At 69.5% G+C, this 17756-nt stretch carries 9 protein-coding genes, 1 tRNA gene and 2 rRNA genes; 11 read left to right on the plus strand and 1 reads right to left on the minus strand.

Annotated elements, in window-relative coordinates; genetic code table 11:
- From ACFYZZ_RS00005 to ACFYZZ_RS00020, 4 genes are all read left to right on the plus strand, one after another.
- Window positions 1-97: ribosomal RNA gene (locus ACFYZZ_RS00005) — 23S ribosomal RNA — on the plus strand; the annotation flags it as partial.
- Between the two features lie 70 nt (window positions 98-167).
- Window positions 168-284: ribosomal RNA gene (gene rrf, locus ACFYZZ_RS00010) — 5S ribosomal RNA — on the plus strand.
- A gap of 114 nt (window positions 285-398) precedes the next feature.
- Complete coding sequence (locus ACFYZZ_RS00015) at window positions 399-1061, plus strand: DegT/DnrJ/EryC1/StrS family aminotransferase (protein WP_389171922.1); 663 nt, start codon at window positions 399-401, stop codon at window positions 1059-1061.
- An 84-nt stretch (window positions 1062-1145) separates the two neighbouring features.
- Window positions 1146-1218, plus strand: a tRNA-Thr gene (locus ACFYZZ_RS00020).
- A 73-nt stretch (window positions 1219-1291) separates the two neighbouring features.
- Here ACFYZZ_RS00020 and ACFYZZ_RS00025 read toward each other — a convergent pair.
- Window positions 1292-4048, minus strand: a complete 2757-nt coding sequence (locus tag ACFYZZ_RS00025) for a SpoIIE family protein phosphatase (protein ID WP_389169404.1) — start codon at window positions 4046-4048, stop codon at window positions 1292-1294.
- A gap of 410 nt (window positions 4049-4458) precedes the next feature.
- On the opposite strand from ACFYZZ_RS00025, the gene ACFYZZ_RS00030 reads away from it, so the two are divergent.
- The 7 genes from ACFYZZ_RS00030 (at window position 4459) to ACFYZZ_RS00060 (ending at window position 17731) form a co-directional block, all read left to right on the plus strand.
- Window positions 4459-9918 carry a HAMP domain-containing protein gene (locus tag ACFYZZ_RS00030; RefSeq protein ID WP_389169407.1) on the plus strand — a complete coding sequence of 1820 codons (5460 nt, stop codon included), beginning with the start codon at window positions 4459-4461 and terminating at the stop codon, window positions 9916-9918.
- A gap of 273 nt (window positions 9919-10191) precedes the next feature.
- Window positions 10192-10872 (plus strand): two-component system response regulator, encoded by a 681-nt coding sequence (locus tag ACFYZZ_RS00035; RefSeq protein ID WP_389169410.1) that lies wholly within the window; start codon window positions 10192-10194, stop codon window positions 10870-10872.
- A gap of 124 nt (window positions 10873-10996) precedes the next feature.
- Entirely contained in the window at window positions 10997-13741 is a 2745-nt protein-coding gene (locus tag ACFYZZ_RS00040) for a DNA translocase FtsK (protein WP_389169413.1), read from the plus strand.
- 278 nt (window positions 13742-14019) lie between these two features.
- A complete protein-coding gene (locus ACFYZZ_RS00045) occupies window positions 14020-14865 on the plus strand; it encodes a helix-turn-helix domain-containing protein (RefSeq protein ID WP_386581013.1) in 846 nt (281 codons plus the stop codon).
- 93 nt (window positions 14866-14958) lie between these two features.
- Window positions 14959-16431, plus strand: coding sequence for a 30S ribosomal protein S12 methylthiotransferase RimO (rimO, locus tag ACFYZZ_RS00050; RefSeq protein ID WP_389169416.1), 1473 nt, complete (start codon window positions 14959-14961; stop codon window positions 16429-16431).
- Entirely contained in the window at window positions 16428-17189 is a 762-nt protein-coding gene (pgsA, locus tag ACFYZZ_RS00055) for a CDP-diacylglycerol--glycerol-3-phosphate 3-phosphatidyltransferase (protein WP_389169419.1), read from the plus strand. Before rimO ends, pgsA begins: the two co-directional genes overlap by 4 nt.
- A complete protein-coding gene (locus ACFYZZ_RS00060) occupies window positions 17186-17731 on the plus strand; it encodes a CinA family protein (protein WP_389169422.1) in 546 nt (181 codons plus the stop codon). Before pgsA ends, ACFYZZ_RS00060 begins: the two co-directional genes overlap by 4 nt.
- Window positions 17732-17756: the final 25 nt, after the last annotated feature.

Raw genomic sequence — 17756 nt, forward strand, 5'->3', positions numbered from 1 at the left:
GTAAGGCTCCCAGTAGACGACTGGGTTGATAGGCCAGATATGGAAGCCCGGTAACGGGTGGAGTTGACTGGTACTAATAGGCCGAGGGCTTGTCCTCAGACGCTCGCGTTCACTGTGTTGGTTCTGAAACCACGAACAGCCGTCGGTTGTTGATTGTTTCATAGTGTTTCGGTGGTCATAGCGTGAGGGAAACGCCCGGTTACATTCCGAACCCGGAAGCTAAGCCTCACAGCGCCGATGGTACTGCAGGGGGGACCCTGTGGGAGAGTAGGACGCCGCCGAACAAAATTTGAAAAGGTCGGACCCTGAACTTCGGTTCAGGGTCCGACCTTTTTACGTTGTGCTTAACGTGTCGTTCACGTTGCGCGCCGAGCATCCAGCACATGGGTACTGCTGCAATGCTCAGGGCCGCCGGCGTCGGAGTCGGTGACGAGGTCGTCGTACCGGCCTTCGGGAACGTCGAAGTGGCCGAGGCCGTGACCCAGGCGGGTGCGCTCCCGGTGTTCGCCGACATAGATCCGGTCACCTACTGCCTCGACCCGTCGGCTGTCGAAGCGGCCGTAACTCCTCGAACCGTAGCGGTCGTTGTCGTTCACCGATTCGGCCGGCGCGCGGACATCACACGGCTGCACGAGGTCGGACAGCGGCACGGACTGCTCGTCCTGGAACAGGGTGAGTCCGAGGCGCCGTACGACGAGATGGCGCAGCGCAGGGAGCGGGCCGCCTATCTCGACGCCAAGCTGAAGGGTGTGAGCACCCCGGACGGGGGCGACGGACACACCTACCAGCAGTACGTGGTGCGGGTGCCGGGCAATGGCCGGCCGGACCGCGATGCCTTCGCCCGGGCCCTGCGGGCCAGGGGAGTTGAGTGCCGCGTTCCCGTGAAGACGCCCGTGCACCGGCTGCCCGAGTTCCGGCGCTGTGTGGCGCTGCCGGCGACCGAGCGGGCCGCGGACGAGACGCTCGCGCTGCCCGTGGACGCCTCCCTGACGAAGCGTGAGATGCAGCGGATCGTCTCTGCCTGCAACGCCCTTGGGGGTTTGCTTCAGCCCGCCTTCTGAACGGGCACCGAACGAATTTGGGAAACGGGCCTGCTCGGGGTACTCTTTTCTTGTCGCCGCGAGGGAAACCTCGAAAACGACAAGGCCCCTATAGCTCAGTCGGCAGAGCGTCTCCATGGTAAGGAGAAGGTCAACGGTTCGATTCCGTTTGGGGGCTCGACAAAGAAGGCCTCGCCCTATCGGGCGGGGCCTTCGTCGTATGTGCGGGTGCCCGGGCGGGCCCGGGGGCCTCAGTCCTTGTGAAGCCCCGGGACCCGCATCGCCAGGATCGCCATGTCGTCGGACGGGGCGTCGGACGCGAAGCGTTCCACGGCGCGCATGATGCGTGCCGCGACCGCGCCCGCGGTGAGCCCGGTGCAGGTGGTGAGGACGTCGGCGAGGCCGTCGTCGCCCAGCATGCGCGTGCCCTCGCGGCGTTCGGTGACGCCGTCCGTGACGCAGAGGAGGACGTCACCGGGGTCGAGCGTGACCGTCTCCTCGTACAGCTCCAGGTCCTCGATGACGCCGAGCAGCGGCTGGGGCTCGGCCGCAGCCGACACCGTGCCGTCCTGGCGCAGCCGCAGCGGGAGGGGGTGGCCGGCGCAGACCACCTTCAGCTCGGCGCTGCCGTCCTCCTGCGGCCGCAACTCGCCGTACAGCAGCGTCAGGAAGCGGCTGCGGTCGCCCTCGTCGAGGATCGCGGAGTTCAGGCGTTCGAGGACCGCCGGGCCGGACAGGCCCTCGCGGGCCAGCAGGCGCAGGGCGTGCCGGGCCAGGCCCGTGACCGCCGCCGCGTTCGGGCCCGTACCGCAGACATCGCCGATGGCGAAGCCGTAGGCGCCGTTGCCGATCGGGAAGAGGTCGTAGAAGTCGCCGCCGACCTCGTTGCCCTCGCCGGCCGCGCGGTAGATGACCTCCACCTCGACGCCGTTGATGTGCGGCAGGCCGGGCGGGAGCAGGCTGCGCTGGAGGGACTGGCTGATCGCCGTGCGCTCCGAGTACAGGCGGGCGTTGTCGAGGGCGAGTGCGGCCCGGCGGCTCAGGTCCTCGGCCAGTTCGAGGATCTCCTGCCGGAAGTGCTCGTCGGTGGGCTTGCCCAGGGTCAGCATGCCGATGACGCGGTTGCGGGCGACGAGCGGCAGGACGACCGTCTCGCCGCCGACGGCGGAGGCCGTCGCGAGCGTCGGGCCGATGCCCGAGGCGACCTGGTGGGTGGGGCCGCCGGACAGGCCGAGGCTGCGCATCGAGGAGCGCAGGGCCGCCTGGTGGGCGACTTCGCCGGGGGCGGTCCAGACCCGGGCGCCGGGCGTGGGTACCGGGTCGGGCGCGGGGACCTTCGACAGCAACGACTTGATGCCGTCGATGAGTTCCTCGTCCTCGTGCAGCACGTACGACAGGTATGGCTCGGAGGCCTGGTCGGCGATCGTGTAGACGGCGCACCAGGTGGCCAGTGTCGGGACCGTCATCTGGGCCATCAGGGCCAGGGTCTGGTCGCGGTCCAGGGTGCCGGCCAGCAGGTCGGAGGCCTCGACCAGGAAGCTCAGGGAGCCGCGGCGCAGCCGCTCCAGCTCGCCGAGGCGGGCCGATTCGACGGCCAGGGCGATGCGGTCGGCGGCGAACTGCAGGCGCAGCGCCTCCTCGTTGGAGTACCGGCCGGGTGCCTCGGCCGCCACGCCGAGGGAGCCCGTGAGACGGCCCTCGACCTTCAGCGGGACCGTGACGACCGAGCGCATGCCGGTGCCGGACAGCAGCGGTACGGCGCCGGGTACGGCGGTGAGGTCGTCGTGGACGGCGGGCATGCGCGCGGAGCCGTAGCGGCCGGGGCCGGCCTCGACCGGGACGCGGGCGAAGCGCTGGCGGGCGGAGGGCAGGCCGGTGGAGGCCCGGACTTCCAGCTCGGTCTCGTCGTCGGTGGCCAGCAGCAGGAACGCGGAGTCGCCGTCGAGCATGTCGCGGGCGCGCTCGACCGTGCGCTGCAGCAGGCCATCGAGGTCGTCCGGGGCGGGGGAGCCGATGAACACCTCGAAGGGGTCGGTGCTCTGGCCGTCGGAGCCGGTCGTCTGGTCGGTGGCGGGGACGCGCAACGGCGTCTGCAGGACGGCGCGTTCGTGGTCCCGTACCAGGAGGCACACGGTGGAGGGTTCGCCGCCGGTGTCGCGGACCCTGAGGTGGGAGGCGTAGACCGGGGCCACGCGGCCGTCGGCGCCGCGGACGCCGTAACTGCCCTCCCAGCGTGAGAGCTGGAGGGCCTCGGCGATGCCGGTGCCGGTGCCCGGGGTGTGCGGCCAGGCGGCGAGGTCGGTGAGGGGTTTGCCGATGACATCGGGGGCCGGGTAGCCGAACAGCTCCTCCGCGTCCTCGTTCCAGGAGCTGATGGAGCCCTTCCGGTCGATCTGGAGGACCGCGACACGCACCCGGCCGTCGGCGAGCGGGAGGAGGTCGGCGGGGAGGGAGGGTCCGGCGGCGCGGGTGCCGACCGGACGCTCGGGCAGGTCGATATGGAACCAGACGTTCTTGTGGGTGGGGGTGTAGTCCACGCCCCAGCGGGCGGCCAGGGCCGCGCACAGCTGCAGGCCGCGGCCGCCCTCGCGGTCGGGGCTGCCCATGGAGGCCGGCGAGGCCTGGAGGGGGACTTCGCGCTCCGGGTAGCGGTCCGAGACCTCGATGCGCACGCCGTCCTCGGTGCGCAGGCACAGCACTTCCGCGTGTGTGCCCGCGTGCACCACTGCGTTGGTCACCAACTCGCTGGTGAGGACCACCGCGTCGTCGACGACTTCGGCGAAGCCCCAGCCCTGGAGGGTGTCTCGGACGAAGGAACGGGCGGTCGCGACGGATCGCCCGACGGGCTCGAAACTGGCAGCCGCGCGCGCGGTGATCACAGAACTCCTCGGCCGGTTGTCGACGTGCAGGGCAGCGTGGCCGTCCGGCTCGCGCCGCTGCTGCGGCATCCGCTCGCCCGTCGGCCGTGGCTCCGGGGTATGTCCCCCGGGGATCAGTCCGGTGGTCATGGTCTGCGGCCGCCCCTCCGATGCCCGCTCGTGCTCGTGCCACCGCCCAGGCCGGTCGGACCGGTGTGGCTGGACAGCCGCATGCAAGGTTACTTACCTTCGCCCTCCGAGCGGATGCCGGTCGCCGGTGTTTACGCCCCCAGGGTGTGCGGACGATGTGCGAAGCTGCCGAACTGTTATGGCCTGGTTCGGACAGGGTGAAACACTGGGCAAGCTTCTGATGAAGGTCCGGTCATGCTGCGTGTGTTCCGTGTACGGAGGGCAGCAGCCCCTGGTGTGGCCGGATCTCGTCTGGCAGAAATACCGAGCAGTGACGAGTACGCGGAAGTATTCGGTGATCCGGGTGATCGGCCGGCCGGGCCGACGCGGTGAGCACGGCAGTGATGGTCTACCCCTTCGGGAGGGACACAGTGGAGTCTGGCGCAGCGACGCGGGGCACGAAGACGCGCGCGAAGGGCGGACCGTCCCTGGGCAGGAACGGCGGCACCACCGCCGTGGACACGGCTGCCCTGAACCGGCTGCTGGCGGCCCTCGTGTCGATGCGTGACGGAAACTTCCGCAAACGGCTCACGGTGTCCGGCGACGGCGTGATGTCGGAGATCGCCGCCGTCTTCAACGAGGTCGCCGACCGGAATCTGCATCTGACCGGCGAGCTGTCGCGGGTGCGGCGCATGGTCGGGCGTGAGGGAAAGCTCACGGAACGGCTGGAAACAGGCGCCTGCGAGGGTTCGTGGGCGGCCGCGATCGACAACTCCAACGCGCTGGTCGACGATCTCGTCTGGCCCGTCTCGGAGGTCAGCCGGGTCCTGACGGCGGTGGCCGAGGGTGATCTGTCGCCGCGGATGGACCTGCGCACCCAGGCGCCCGACGGCACCGGGCATCCGCTGCGGGGCGAGTTCCTGAAGGTCGGCCGTACCGTCAACAATCTGGTCGACCAGCTGTCGACGTTCACCGACGAGGTCACGCGCGTGGCCAGCGAAGTCGGCACCGAGGGCAAGCTCGGTGGCCAGGCCCGGGTGCGCGGTATGTCCGGTTCGTGGAAGGATCTGACCGAATCCGTCAACACGATGGCGAACCGGCTCACCGCTCAGGTGCGCGACATCGCCCTGGTGACGACGGCGGTCGCGCGGGGTGACCTGTCACGCAAGGTCACCGTCCATGTCGCCGGCGAGATGCTGGAGCTGAAGAACACCGTCAACACGATGGTGGAGCAGCTGTCCTCCTTCTCCTCCGAGGTGACCCGGGTCGCCCGCGAGGTGGGCACCGAGGGCATCCTGGGCGGCCAGGCGCAGGTGCCCGGGGTGGCCGGCGTGTGGAAGGAGCTGACCGACTCCGTCAACACGATGGCGGGCAACCTGACCGCGCAGGTGCGGGGGATCTCCCAGGTCACGACGGCGGTCGCGAACGGTGACCTGTCGCAGAAGGTGACGGTTCCGGCGCGTGGCGAGGTCGCGCAGCTCGCCGAGACGATCAACCAGATGACGGAGACGCTGCGGATCTTCGCGGACGAGGTCACACGTGTGGCCAACGAGGTCGGTGGGGAGGGGCGGCTCGGCGGGCAGGCGAACGTGCCGGGCGCGGCCGGTACGTGGAAGGACCTGACGGACTCCGTCAACACGGTGTTCCGGAATCTGACCACACAGGTGAGGGACATCGCCGCGGTGACGACCGCCGTGGCGAGCGGCGACCTGTCGCAGAAGGTCACCGTGGACGTGGCCGGCGAGATGCTGGAGCTGAAGAACACCGTCAACGGCATGGTGGACCAGCTGTCGGCGTTCGGTTCCGAGGTGACCCGGGTCGCTCGGGAGATCGGCGTCGAGGGTGAACTGGGCGGCCAGGCGCAGGTGTCGGGTGCGGCCGGTACGTGGAAGGACCTGACGGACTCCGTCAACACGGCGTTCCGCAACCTGACCGGTCAGGTGCGCAACATCGCCCAGGTGACGACGGCGGTGGCCAACGGTGACCTCTCCCAGAAGGTCACCGTCGACGTGTCCGGCGAGATGCTCCAGCTGAAGAACACCGTGAACACGATGGTGGACCAGCTGTCCTCGTTCGCCGACCAGGTCACGCGGATGGCCCGGGACGTGGGTACGGAGGGCCGGCTGGGCGGTCAGGCCCAGGTGGACGGTGTCTCGGGCACCTGGAAGGAGTTGACGGACTCCGTCAACTTCATGGCCGGAAACCTCACCTCGCAGGTGCGCAACATCGCCCAGGTGACGACGGCGGTGGCCAACGGTGACCTCTCGCAGAAGATCGACGTCGACGCGCGCGGGGAGATCCTGGAGCTGAAGAACACCATCAACACGATGGTCGACCAGCTCTCCGCCTTCGCGGACCAGGTGACCCGGGTCGCCCGCGACGTGGGTACGGAGGGGCGGCTCGGCGGTCAGGCGCAGGTGCCGGGCGTGGCCGGTGTGTGGCGGGACCTCACCGACTCCGTGAACGGCATGGCCGGCAACCTCACCGCCCAGGTGCGAAACATCGCCCAGGTCGCCACCGCTGTGGCCCGCGGTGACCTCTCCCAGAAGATCACCGTGGACGCGCGCGGGGAGATCCTGGAGCTGAAGAACACCCTGAACACGATGGTCGACCAGCTGTCGTCGTTCGCCCAGGAGGTCACACGTGTGGCCCGTGAGGTGGGCACGGAGGGCATCCTCGGCGGTCAGGCCGAGGTCCAGGGCGTCTCCGGCACCTGGAAGGACCTCACGCAGTCCGTGAACTTCATGGCGAACAACCTGACGATCCAGGTGCGCAACATCGCCGAGGTCACGACGGCGGTCGCCAAGGGCGACCTGTCCAAGAAGATCACCGTTGACGCGAAGGGCGAGATCCTCGAACTCGTCACGACCGTCAACACGATGGTCGACCAGCTGTCCAGCTTCGCCGAGCAGGTGACCCGGGTGGCCCGTGAGGTGGGCACCGAGGGCATCCTGGGCGGCCAGGCGCACGTTCCGGGTGTCACGGGCATCTGGAAGGACCTGAGCAACAACGTGAACCTGATGGCCAACAACCTGACCATGCAGGTGCGGAACATCTCCCAGGTGGCCGCGGCCGTCGCCAACGGTGACCTGACGCGTCAGGTGACGATCGAGGCGAGCGGTGAGGTGGCGCAGCTCGCCGACACCTTCAACACGATGGTGAAGACGCTGAGTTCGTTCGCCGACCAGGTCACCAAGGTGGCCCGTGAGGTGGGCACGGACGGCATCCTGGGCGGACAGGCGCACGTACCGGGCGTGGCCGGTACGTGGAAGGACCTCACCGAGTCCGTGAACCAGATGGCGTCCAACCTGACCGGTCAGGTGCGCAACATCGCCATGGTGACCACGGCCATCGCCAAGGGTGACCTGACGAAGAAGATCGACATCGACGCCCGCGGTGAGATCCTCGAACTGAAGACGACGATCAACACGATGGTCGACCAGCTGTCCAGCTTCGCCGAGGAGGTCACCCGGGTCGCCCGCGAGGTGGGCACCGAGGGGCAGCTCGGCGGTCAGGCACGCGTGCGTGACGTCGACGGCACCTGGCGGGACCTCACCGAGTCGGTGAACGAGATGGCCGGGAACCTGACCCGGCAGGTGCGCGCCATCGCGCGCGTGGCGACCGCGGTGACCCGCGGCGACCTCAACCTGAAGATCGACGTCGACGCGTCCGGCGAGATCCAGGAACTGCAGGACTACATCAACAAGATGATCGCCAACCTGCGCGACACCACGATCGCCAACAAGGAGCAGGACTGGCTCAAGGGCAACCTCGCCCGCATCTCCGCGCTGATGCAGGGCCGCCGGGACCTGGAGGACGTGGCCTCGCTCATCATGAGCGAGCTGACGCCGGTGGTCTCCGCGCAGCACGGGGCGTTCTTCCTGACGATGCCGCTGATGGAGGGCCAGGACCTCAGCGGCGACGCCGAGGACCGCTACGAGCTGCGGATGCTCGGCTCGTACGGCTACTCGATGGGCTCCATGCCGACGTCGTTCCGGCCCGGTGAGGCGCTGATCGGCACGGCCGCCAAGGAGAAACGCACGATCCTGGTCGAGAACGCGCCCAGCGGCTATCTGAAGATCTCCTCCGGGCTCGGCGAGGCCCCGCCCGCGCAGGTGATCGTGTTGCCGGTCCTCTTCGAGGGCAAGGTGCTCGGGGTGATCGAGCTGGCGTCCTTCACACCGTTCACGCAGATCCAGAAGGACTTCCTCAACCAGATCGCCGAGATGATCGCGACCAGCGTCAACACCATCTCGGTCAACACCAAGACCGAGCAGCTGCTGAAGCAGTCGCAGGAGCTGACCGAGCAACTCCGTGAGCGGTCGGCGGAGTTGGAGAACCGGCAGAAGGCGCTGCAGGCCTCCAACGCCGAACTGGAGGAGAAGGCCGAGCTGCTGGCCCGGCAGAACCGGGACATCGAGGTGAAGAACACCGAGATCGAGGAGGCGCGGCAGGTTCTGGAGGAGCGCGCCGAACAGCTCGCGGTGTCGATGCGCTACAAGAGCGAGTTCCTCGCTAACATGTCGCACGAGCTGCGTACGCCGCTCAACTCGCTGCTGATCCTGGCCAAGCTCCTCGCCGACAACGCGGACACCAACCTCACCCCGAAGCAGGTGGAGTTCGCCGAGACCATCCACGGCGCGGGCTCCGACCTGCTCCAGCTGATCAACGACATCCTCGACCTGTCGAAGGTCGAGGCGGGCAAGATGGACGTCTCCCCAACGCGTATCGCGCTCGTCCAGCTCGTGGACTACGTGGAGGCCACCTTCCGGCCGTTGACCGCGGAGAAGGGCCTGGACCTGTCCGTACGGGTCTCCCCGGAGCTGCCCGCGACCCTGCACACCGACGAGCAGCGGCTGCTGCAGGTGCTGCGGAACCTGCTGTCGAACGCGGTGAAGTTCACCGACTCCGGGTCGGTGGAGCTGGTGATCCGGCCCGCCGGTGGCGGTGTGCCGCAGGTCATCCGTGAGCAGTTGCTGGAGGCCGGCGCGCTCAGCGATCCGGACGCGCCGCTGATCGCGTTCTCGGTGACCGACACCGGCATCGGTATCGCGGCCAGCAAGATGCGGGTCATCTTCGAGGCGTTCAAGCAGGCGGACGGCACGACCAGCCGCAAGTACGGCGGCACGGGCCTCGGCCTGTCGATCTCGCGGGAGATCGCACAGCTGCTCGGCGGTGAGATCCACGCGCAGAGCGAACCGGGCCGCGGCTCGACGTTCACGCTGTACCTGCCGCTGCACCCGAGCGAACTCCCGCCGCAGGGCTACCAGCAGTCCGTGACCCCGCTGGGGGCCGGCGAGCTGGTCGCCTCCGCGGCCGAGCTGTCGTCCGAGCTGTCCGCCGTGGAGTTCGAGACGCCGGCGGAGGTGAAGTCGTACCAGGAGACGCAGAACGGCGCCGCTGCGCTCTTCCGGCGCCGCCGCCGGAGTCTGCCGCCGGTCGAGCACCGGCCCGAGCAGTGGGCGACGGTCGGCGAGCAGGAGAGCACGCCGCAGCAGGCGCGCGCGGTGCGGTTCGGCGGCGAGAAGGTGCTGATCGTCGACGACGACATCCGCAACGTGTTCGCGCTCACCAGCGTCCTGGAGCAGCACGGGCTGTCGGTGCTGTACGCCGAGAACGGCCGCGAGGGCATCGAGGTGCTGGAGCAGCACGACGACGTGGCGGTTGTGCTGATGGACATCATGATGCCCGAGATGGACGGGTACGCGACGACCACGGCGATCCGCAGGATGCCGCAGTTCGCCGGGCTGCCGATCATCGCGCTGACCGCGAAGGCGATGAAGGGCGACCGGGAGAAGGCGATCGAGTCGGGCGCCTCCGACTACGTGACGAAGCCGGTCGATCCGGACCATCTGCTGACGGTCATGCGGCAGTGGATGCGTGAGGAGTGACGGGGTGACCGGCGCGGATGTGAACGCTGCGGGAACCCTGGGTGTGCACGCGGAGTTGTCGTTCCGAAGGGACCGGGGACGTGTGGGAATCCCGGATTCCGGGAACTTTCCGGTCTCTCGCGGCGTTTCCGTTGCGTGCACAGTGACATCGCGGTGACAGGGTGTGGCGACAGGCGGGGTGCGGCTACGATGACCGGCACAAGGACGGGCGGCGAAAGGGAGTCGTCCCCTGGGGCGGCGCCCGGTGTACCGCCGGGGCGAGGAGGGCGGGCCATGGTGCAGAAGGCCAAGATCCTCCTGGTCGATGACCGGCCGGAGAATCTGCTGGCGCTGGAGGCCATCCTCTCTGCGCTCGATCAGACGCTGGTGCGGGCATCGTCCGGGGAGGAAGCGCTCAAAGCACTGCTCACGGACGACTTCGCGGTCATTCTGCTGGATGTCCAGATGCCGGGCATGGACGGTTTCGAGACCGCCGCGCACATCAAGCGGCGGGAGCGGACCCGGGACATCCCGATCATCTTCCTCACCGCGATCAACCACGGTCCCCACCACACCTTCCGGGGCTACGCGGCGGGCGCGGTCGACTACATCTCCAAGCCGTTCGACCCGTGGGTGCTGCGCGCGAAGGTGTCCGTCTTCGTCGAGCTGTACATGAAGAACTGCCAGCTGCGCGAGCAGGCGGCGCTGCTGCGGCTCCAGTTGGAGGGCGGCGGCAAGGGCGCGGTCGGCGGCAAGGAGCCGGCCGGGCTGCTCGCCGAGCTGTCCGCGCGGCTCGCGGCCGTCGAGGAGCAGGCGGAGGCGCTGTCCAAGCAGCTGGACGACGAGTCCGCGGACGCGGCGGCGGTGGCCACGGCCGCCCATCTGGAACGCAAACTCACCGGGTTGCGCCGCGCGCTCGATGCGCTGGAGCCCGGCACGGGCAGCGGGGCCGCGTCGGTGCCGACGCAGAACTGACGCTCGCGGGGAGCGCAGTTGCCCATGAGCGTGCGTCAGTTCCGCGCGCCGGCAGGGGCGACACGAACGGGTGAAGCAGTGGGCACGCGTGTCCACTGTCGTCTCCCCCGGTAATCTCACACCCATGGCCTCACGTCCCTCCGCAGCCAAGAAGCAGCCCGCGAAGAAGGCGGCCGCTCCCGCGAAGGCTCCGGCGAAGAAGGCCGCAGCGAAGAAGGCCCCGGCCAAGAAGGCGCCCGCCAAGAAGGCTCCGGCCAAGAAGGCCGCGCCCCCCAAGCCGGCACCGAATCCCACGGGGGGCGTGTACCGGCTCGTGCGCGCTGTCTGGCTCGGTCTCGCGCACGCGGTCGGCGCCGTCTTCCGGGGCATAGGGCAGGGCGCGAAGAACCTCGACCCGGCCCACCGCAAGGACGGCGTCGCGCTGCTGCTCTTCGGCATCGCGCTGATCGTCGCCGCCGGCACCTGGGCCGATCTGCGCGGTCCCGTCGGCGACCTGGTGGAGATCCTGGTCACCGGCGCCTTCGGCCGGCTCGACCTGCTGGTGCCGATACTGCTCGCGGTGATCGCCGTACGGTTCATCCGGCACCCGGAGAAGCCGGAGGCCAACGGGCGCATCGTGATCGGCCTGTCCGCGCTCGTCCTCGGCGTGCTCGGCCAGGTCCACATCGCCTGCGGCTCGCCCGCCCGCAGCGACGGCATGCAGGCCATAAGGGACGCGGGCGGCCTCATCGGCTGGGCTGCGGCGACCCCCCTGACGTACACCATGAGCGAGGTGCTCGCGGTACCGCTGCTGGTGCTGCTGACGATCTTCGGGCTGCTCGTGGTGACCGCCACCCCGGTCAACGCCATCCCGCAGCGGCTGCGTGCGCTCGGCGTGCGCCTGGGCCTGCTGCCCGACCCGGAGGAGTACGAGCCCTCCGAGGACGACACGCGCTACGAGGAGCAGTGGCGCGAGGAGCTGCCCGCGCGCGCCCGAAAGCGCCGGAGCGCCCCCCCGGCGTACGACCCCGACAACGCCGAGGAAGAGGCCCTCTCGCAGCGCCGCGGCCGCCCCCGGCGCTCGGCGGTGCCCCAGCCCGATCTGCAGCGCCAGATGGACGCGGTGGACGTCGCCGCTGCCGCCGCTGCCGCCCTCGACGGTGCCGTCCTGCACGGCATGCCGCCGTCCCCGCTCGTCGCCGACCTCACCCAGGGCGTGAGCGTGGGCGAGCGCGAGGAGACCACACCGGTGCCCGCGCCGTCGCCGGAGCCCACGCCGGCACCGGTTCCCGCGCCCGCCGCGCGCCCCAAGCAGGAGAAGCTGAAGGTCGCGAGCGTCCCCGACCTCACGAAGGCGGCCCCCGAGGCGCCCCGTGACCTGCCCGCGCGCGCGGAGCAGCTCCAGCTCTCCGGGGACATCACCTACTCGCTGCCGTCGCTGGACCTCCTCACCCGCGGCGGCCCCGGCAAGGCCCGCAGCGAGGCGAACGACGCGATCGTCGACTCCCTGCGCAACGTCTTCTCCGAGTTCAAGGTGGACGCCGACGTCACCGGGTTCACCCGTGGCCCGACGGTCACCCGCTACGAGGTCCAGCTCGGCCCCGCCGTCAAGGTGGAGCGGATCACCGCGCTGACCAAGAACATCGCGTACGCCGTGGCCAGCCCGGACGTGCGGATCATCAGCCCCATCCCGGGCAAGTCCGCGGTCGGCATCGAGATCCCCAACACCGACCGGGAGATGGTCAACCTCGGCGACGTGCTGCGCCTCGCGGAGTCCGCCGAGGACGACGACCCGATGCTGGTCGCCTTCGGCAAGGACGTCGAGGGCGGGTACGTGATGCACTCGCTGGCGAAGATGCCGCACATGCTCGTCGCCGGTGCGACCGGTTCCGGCAAGTCCTCGTGCATCAACTGCCTGATCACCTCGGTCATGATGCGGGCGACCCCGGAGGACGTCCGGATGATCCTGGTCGACCCCAAGCGCGTCGAGCTGACCGCCTACGAGGGCATCCCGCACCTGATCACGCCGATCATCACCAACCCCAAGCGGGCCGCCGAGGCGCTGCAGTGGGTCGTGCGCGAGATGGACCTGCGCTACGACGACCTGGCCGCGTTCGGGTTCCGGCACATCGACGACTTCAACCAGGCCATCCGCGACGGCAAGGTGAAGCTGCCCGAGGGCAGCGAGCGGGAGCTGCAGCCGTACCCGTACCTGCTGGTGATCGTGGACGAGCTGGCGGACCTGATGATGGTCGCGCCGCGGGACGTCGAGGACGCGATCGTGCGCATCACGCAGCTCGCGCGCGCGGCCGGCATCCACCTGGTGCTCGCCACCCAGCGCCCGTCGGTCGACGTGGTCACCGGCCTGATCAAGGCCAACGTGCCCTCCCGGCTGGCGTTCGCCACCTCCTCGCTCGCCGACTCGCGGGTCATCCTCGACCAGCCAGGCGCCGAGAAGCTGATCGGCAAGGGCGACGGCCTGTTCCTGCCGATGGGCGCGAACAAGCCCACCCGTATGCAGGGCGCGTTCGTGACCGAGGCCGAGGTCGCGGCCGTCGTGCAGCACTGCAAGGACCAGATGGCGCCGGTCTTCCGGGACGACGTCACCGTCGGCACCAAGCAGAAGAAGGAGATCGACGAGGACATCGGCGACGACCTCGACCTGCTGTGCCAGGCGGCCGAGCTGGTGGTCTCCACCCAGTTCGGGTCGACGTCCATGCTCCAGCGCAAGCTGCGCGTCGGCTTCGCCAAGGCCGGGCGGCTCATGGACCTGATGGAGTCCCGGAACATCGTCGGGCCCAGCGAGGGCTCCAAGGCGCGTGACGTTCTTGTGAAACCTGACGAACTGGACGGCGTGCTCGCGCTGATTCGCGGGGAGTCTGTCGGGTAGGGCAGCGGGCCGCCCGGCGTGTCGGGTTTACGCCGGGTGGCGGCAGGACCGTGATGCACCCGTTAGAGAGCGGCGAGCAACCGTTTCCCTTTGTTGCACGTCAAGTTGAGCGAGAGGACAGGTTCGGGGCTCAGTGTGGGCTTCGCGCCTGGCCCGCCGTTGGGATGAGCGGCCGTTCTGATGGCGTACAAATAGCACCGCCCGGTCGCCCCATCCTTTCGGACCCCCCTAGACTGAACCTCCAGCACAGGTGGCTCACACGCTCGAAAGGCGCCCCCGTGTCCATCGGCAACTCCCCTGAAGACGAGCGTCCGTTCCAGGACGCGTCGGAGGAAGCCCGTCCCTCAGTGGGACGCGCCCTGAAGCAGGCGCGCATCGAGGCCGGGCTCACCGTCGACGACGTCAGCAGCGCCACTCGTGTCCGCATCGCCATCGTGCACGCCATCGAGGCGGACGACTTCGCCCCCTGCGGCGGAGACGTGTACGCCCGTGGGCACATCCGCACGCTGGCCAAGGCCGTACGCCTCGACCCCGCACCGCTGATCGCGCAGTTCGACGCCGCGCACGGCGGGCGGCCCGCACCCACTCCGGCGGCGCCCCTGTTCGAGGCGGAACGGATCCGCCCCGAGCGGCGCGGGCCCAACTGGACCGCGGCCATGGTCGCCGCGATCGTCGCCGTCGTCGGCTTCGTCGGATTCACCGCCTTCAAGGGCGGCGACAGCGGGAGCGACGCCAAGTCGCAGGTGGCCGACGGCGCCACCTCGCCCACCCCCAGCAAGGCCGCCTCGCCCACGCCCAAGAAGGACAAGCCCGCCGCACCGACCTCCGAGGCGTCCGACAGCGCCATCGCGGCCGCCCCGCAGGACAAGGTGACCGTCCAGGTCAGCGCGGCGGGTGGGCGCAGCTGGATCTCCGCCAAGGACCACAACGGCCGGATGCTCTTCGACGGGCTGCTGAAGAAGGGCGAGTCCAAGACCTTCCAGGACAGCTCCAAGATCAACCTGATCCTCGGTGACGCCGGCGCGATCCAGCTCTACGTCAACGGAAAGAAGATCGAGGACAACTTCCAGCCGGGCGCTGTGGAACGCCTCACGTACACGAAGGGCGACCCCGAGGCCGGATGACGGGCCCTTGGGGGAGCGGACGCGAAGGGGTTGGCCAAGATCGGCCAACCCCTTCGACATGGGGTGTCTGACAGACGAAGTAGTCTTGAGCCCATGCCTGAACGCCGTACCGTCGCTCTCGTCACTCTCGGCTGCGCCCGTAACGAGGTGGACTCGGAGGAGCTCGCAGGCCGTTTGGAGGCGGACGGCTGGCAGCTCGTCGAGGACGCCGCGGCCGCCGACGTCGCCGTGGTCAACACCTGTGGCTTCGTCGAAGCCGCCAAGAAGGACTCCGTCGACGCCCTGCTGGAGGCCAACGACCTCAAGGACCACGGCAGAACCCAGGCCGTCGTGGCGGTGGGCTGCATGGCCGAGCGGTACGGCAAGGAACTCGCCGAGGCGCTGCCGGAGGCCGACGGCGTGCTCGGCTTCGACGACTACGCCGACATCTCCGACCGCCTGCAGACCATCCTGTCCGGCGGCATCCACGCCTCCCACACCCCGCGTGACCGGCGCAAGCTGCTGCCGATCAGCCCGGCCGAGCGGCAGGAGTCGGCCGCCTCGGTCGCGCTGCCCGGCCACGGCCCGGCCGACCTCCCGGAGGGGGTCGCGCCCGTCTCCGGCCCCCGCGCGCCCCTGCGCCGCCGCCTGGACGGCGCCCCGGTCGCCTCGGTCAAGCTCGCCTCCGGCTGCGACCGGCGCTGCTCCTTCTGCGCCATCCCGTCCTTCCGCGGCTCCTTCATCTCCCGCCGTCCCAGCGACGTGCTGAACGAGACGCGGTGGCTGGGCGAGCAGGGCGTGAAGGAGATCATGCTGGTCTCCGAGAACAACACCTCCTACGGCAAGGACCTGGGCGACATCCGTCTGCTGGAGTCCCTGCTGCCGGAGCTGGCCGAGGTCGACGGCATCGAGCGGGTGCGGGTGAGCTACCTGCAGCCGGCCGAGATGCGCCCGGGCCTGATCGACGTCCTGACGTCCACCCCGAAGGTCGTCCCCTACTTCGACCTGTCCTTCCAGCACTCCGCGCCGGACGTGCTGCGCGCCATGCGCCGCTTCGGCGACACGGACCGCTTCCTGGAGTTGCTGGACACCATCCGCAGCAAGGCTCCCGAGGCCGGTGTGCGCTCCAACTTCATCGTCGGCTTCCCCGGCGAGAGCGAGGCGGACCTGGCCGAGCTGGAGCGCTTCCTGAACGGCGCCCGCCTGGACGCCATCGGTGTCTTCGGCTACTCCGACGAGGAGGGCACGGAGGCGGCGACGTATGAGAACAAGCTCGACGAGGACGTCGTCGCCGAGCGCCTGGCCCACATCTCCCGGCTCGCCGAGGAACTCGTCTCGCAGCGTGCCGAGGAGCGCGTCGGCGAGACCGTGCACGTCCTCGTGGAGTCCGTGGACGAGGAGGATGGCGTGTACGGCCGTGCCGCGCACCAGGCGCCGGAGACGGACGGACAGGTGCTGCTCACGAGCGGCGAGGGCCTGAGCGTCGGACGTATGGTCGAGGCGAAGGTGGTCGGTACGGAAGGTGTCGACCTGGTTGCCGAGCCGCTGACGGGCTCGCTCGCGTGTAGTGAGGAGGCGGGCAGATGACCGGAGTCCCGGCATCCGCCGCGGGCGGCTCCTCCGGCGCGCAGGGCGCGCGGGGTTCCGCCGCCGCTGCCGACGGCGCTGTTTCCGAGGTCTCCGGTTCTGCTTCCGACTCCGCTGCCGAAGGTGCGAAGCACCCGCGCGGCGCGAAGATCGCGGCCGCGGCCGTCAACCAGGCCAGCCTGTGGAACGTCGCCAATCTGCTGACGATGCTCCGGCTGCTGCTGGTGCCCGGTTTCGTGGCGCTGATGCTGGCGGACGGCGGCTACGACCCGGCCTGGCGCTCGCTGGCCTGGGCGGCCTTCGCCGTCGCCATGATCACCGACCTGTTCGACGGGCATCTGGCGCGCACCTACAACCTGGTCACCGACTTCGGGAAGATCGCCGACCCCATCGCCGACAAGGCGATCATGGGGGCGGCGCTCATCTGTCTGTCCGCCCTGGGCGATCTCCCGTGGTGGGTGACGGCCGTGATCCTCGGCCGGGAACTCGGCATCACCCTGCTGCGTTTTCTGGTCATTCGCTACGGCGTGATCCCCGCGAGCCGGGGCGGCAAGCTCAAGACGCTCACCCAGGGCGTGGCTGTCGGGATGTACGTCCTGGCACTGACGGGGTGGCTGGCCACCCTGAGGTTCTGGGTGATGGCCGTGGCGGTCGTCCTGACCGTCGTCACCGGCCTCGACTACGTGAGACAAGCCATTGTGCTGCGCCGGCGGGGAATCGCCGAGCGCGCGGCCGCGTTGGAGGAGAAGGAAGCGTGAGTTCCCCGGCCACCGAACTGGTGCGACTACTGACCGTGAGGGGCGAGAGTCTCGCCGTTGCGGAGTCGCTCACCGGTGGTCTCGTCGCGGCGGAGATCACGGCCGTCCCCGGGGCGTCCAAGGTCTTCCGGGGTTCGGTCACCGCCTACGCCACCGAGCTGAAGCACGAGCTGCTGGGCGTCGACGCAGCTCTGCTGGCGGTGCAGGGGGCGGTGGATCCGCAGGTCGCGGCCCAGATGGCAGCCGGGGTCCGCAAGGCCCTGGGAGCCGACTGGGGCATCGCGACGACCGGGGTCGCCGGGCCCGAACCGCAGGACGGCAAGCCCGTCGGGACGGTCTTCGTGGCCGTCGACGGGCCCCTCACGTCCGACTCCGGTTCTGCCGGTGGCGGAAAAGTGGCAGCCCTGCGGTTGAACGGCGACCGTGCGGAAATTCGTATGGAGAGTGTACGGAGCGTACTCGCACTGCTTCTGAGAGAGCTTGCGGGCGAACAGACCGGGAACGAGCGGGCACAGGATACGGAACGGAACGGGGGGTTTTGATGTTTACAGCCCTGAGTGAACACGA

It is taken from the genome of Streptomyces sp. NPDC001816 (assembly GCF_042892235.1).
Lineage (GTDB): Bacteria > Actinomycetota > Actinomycetes > Streptomycetales > Streptomycetaceae > Streptomyces.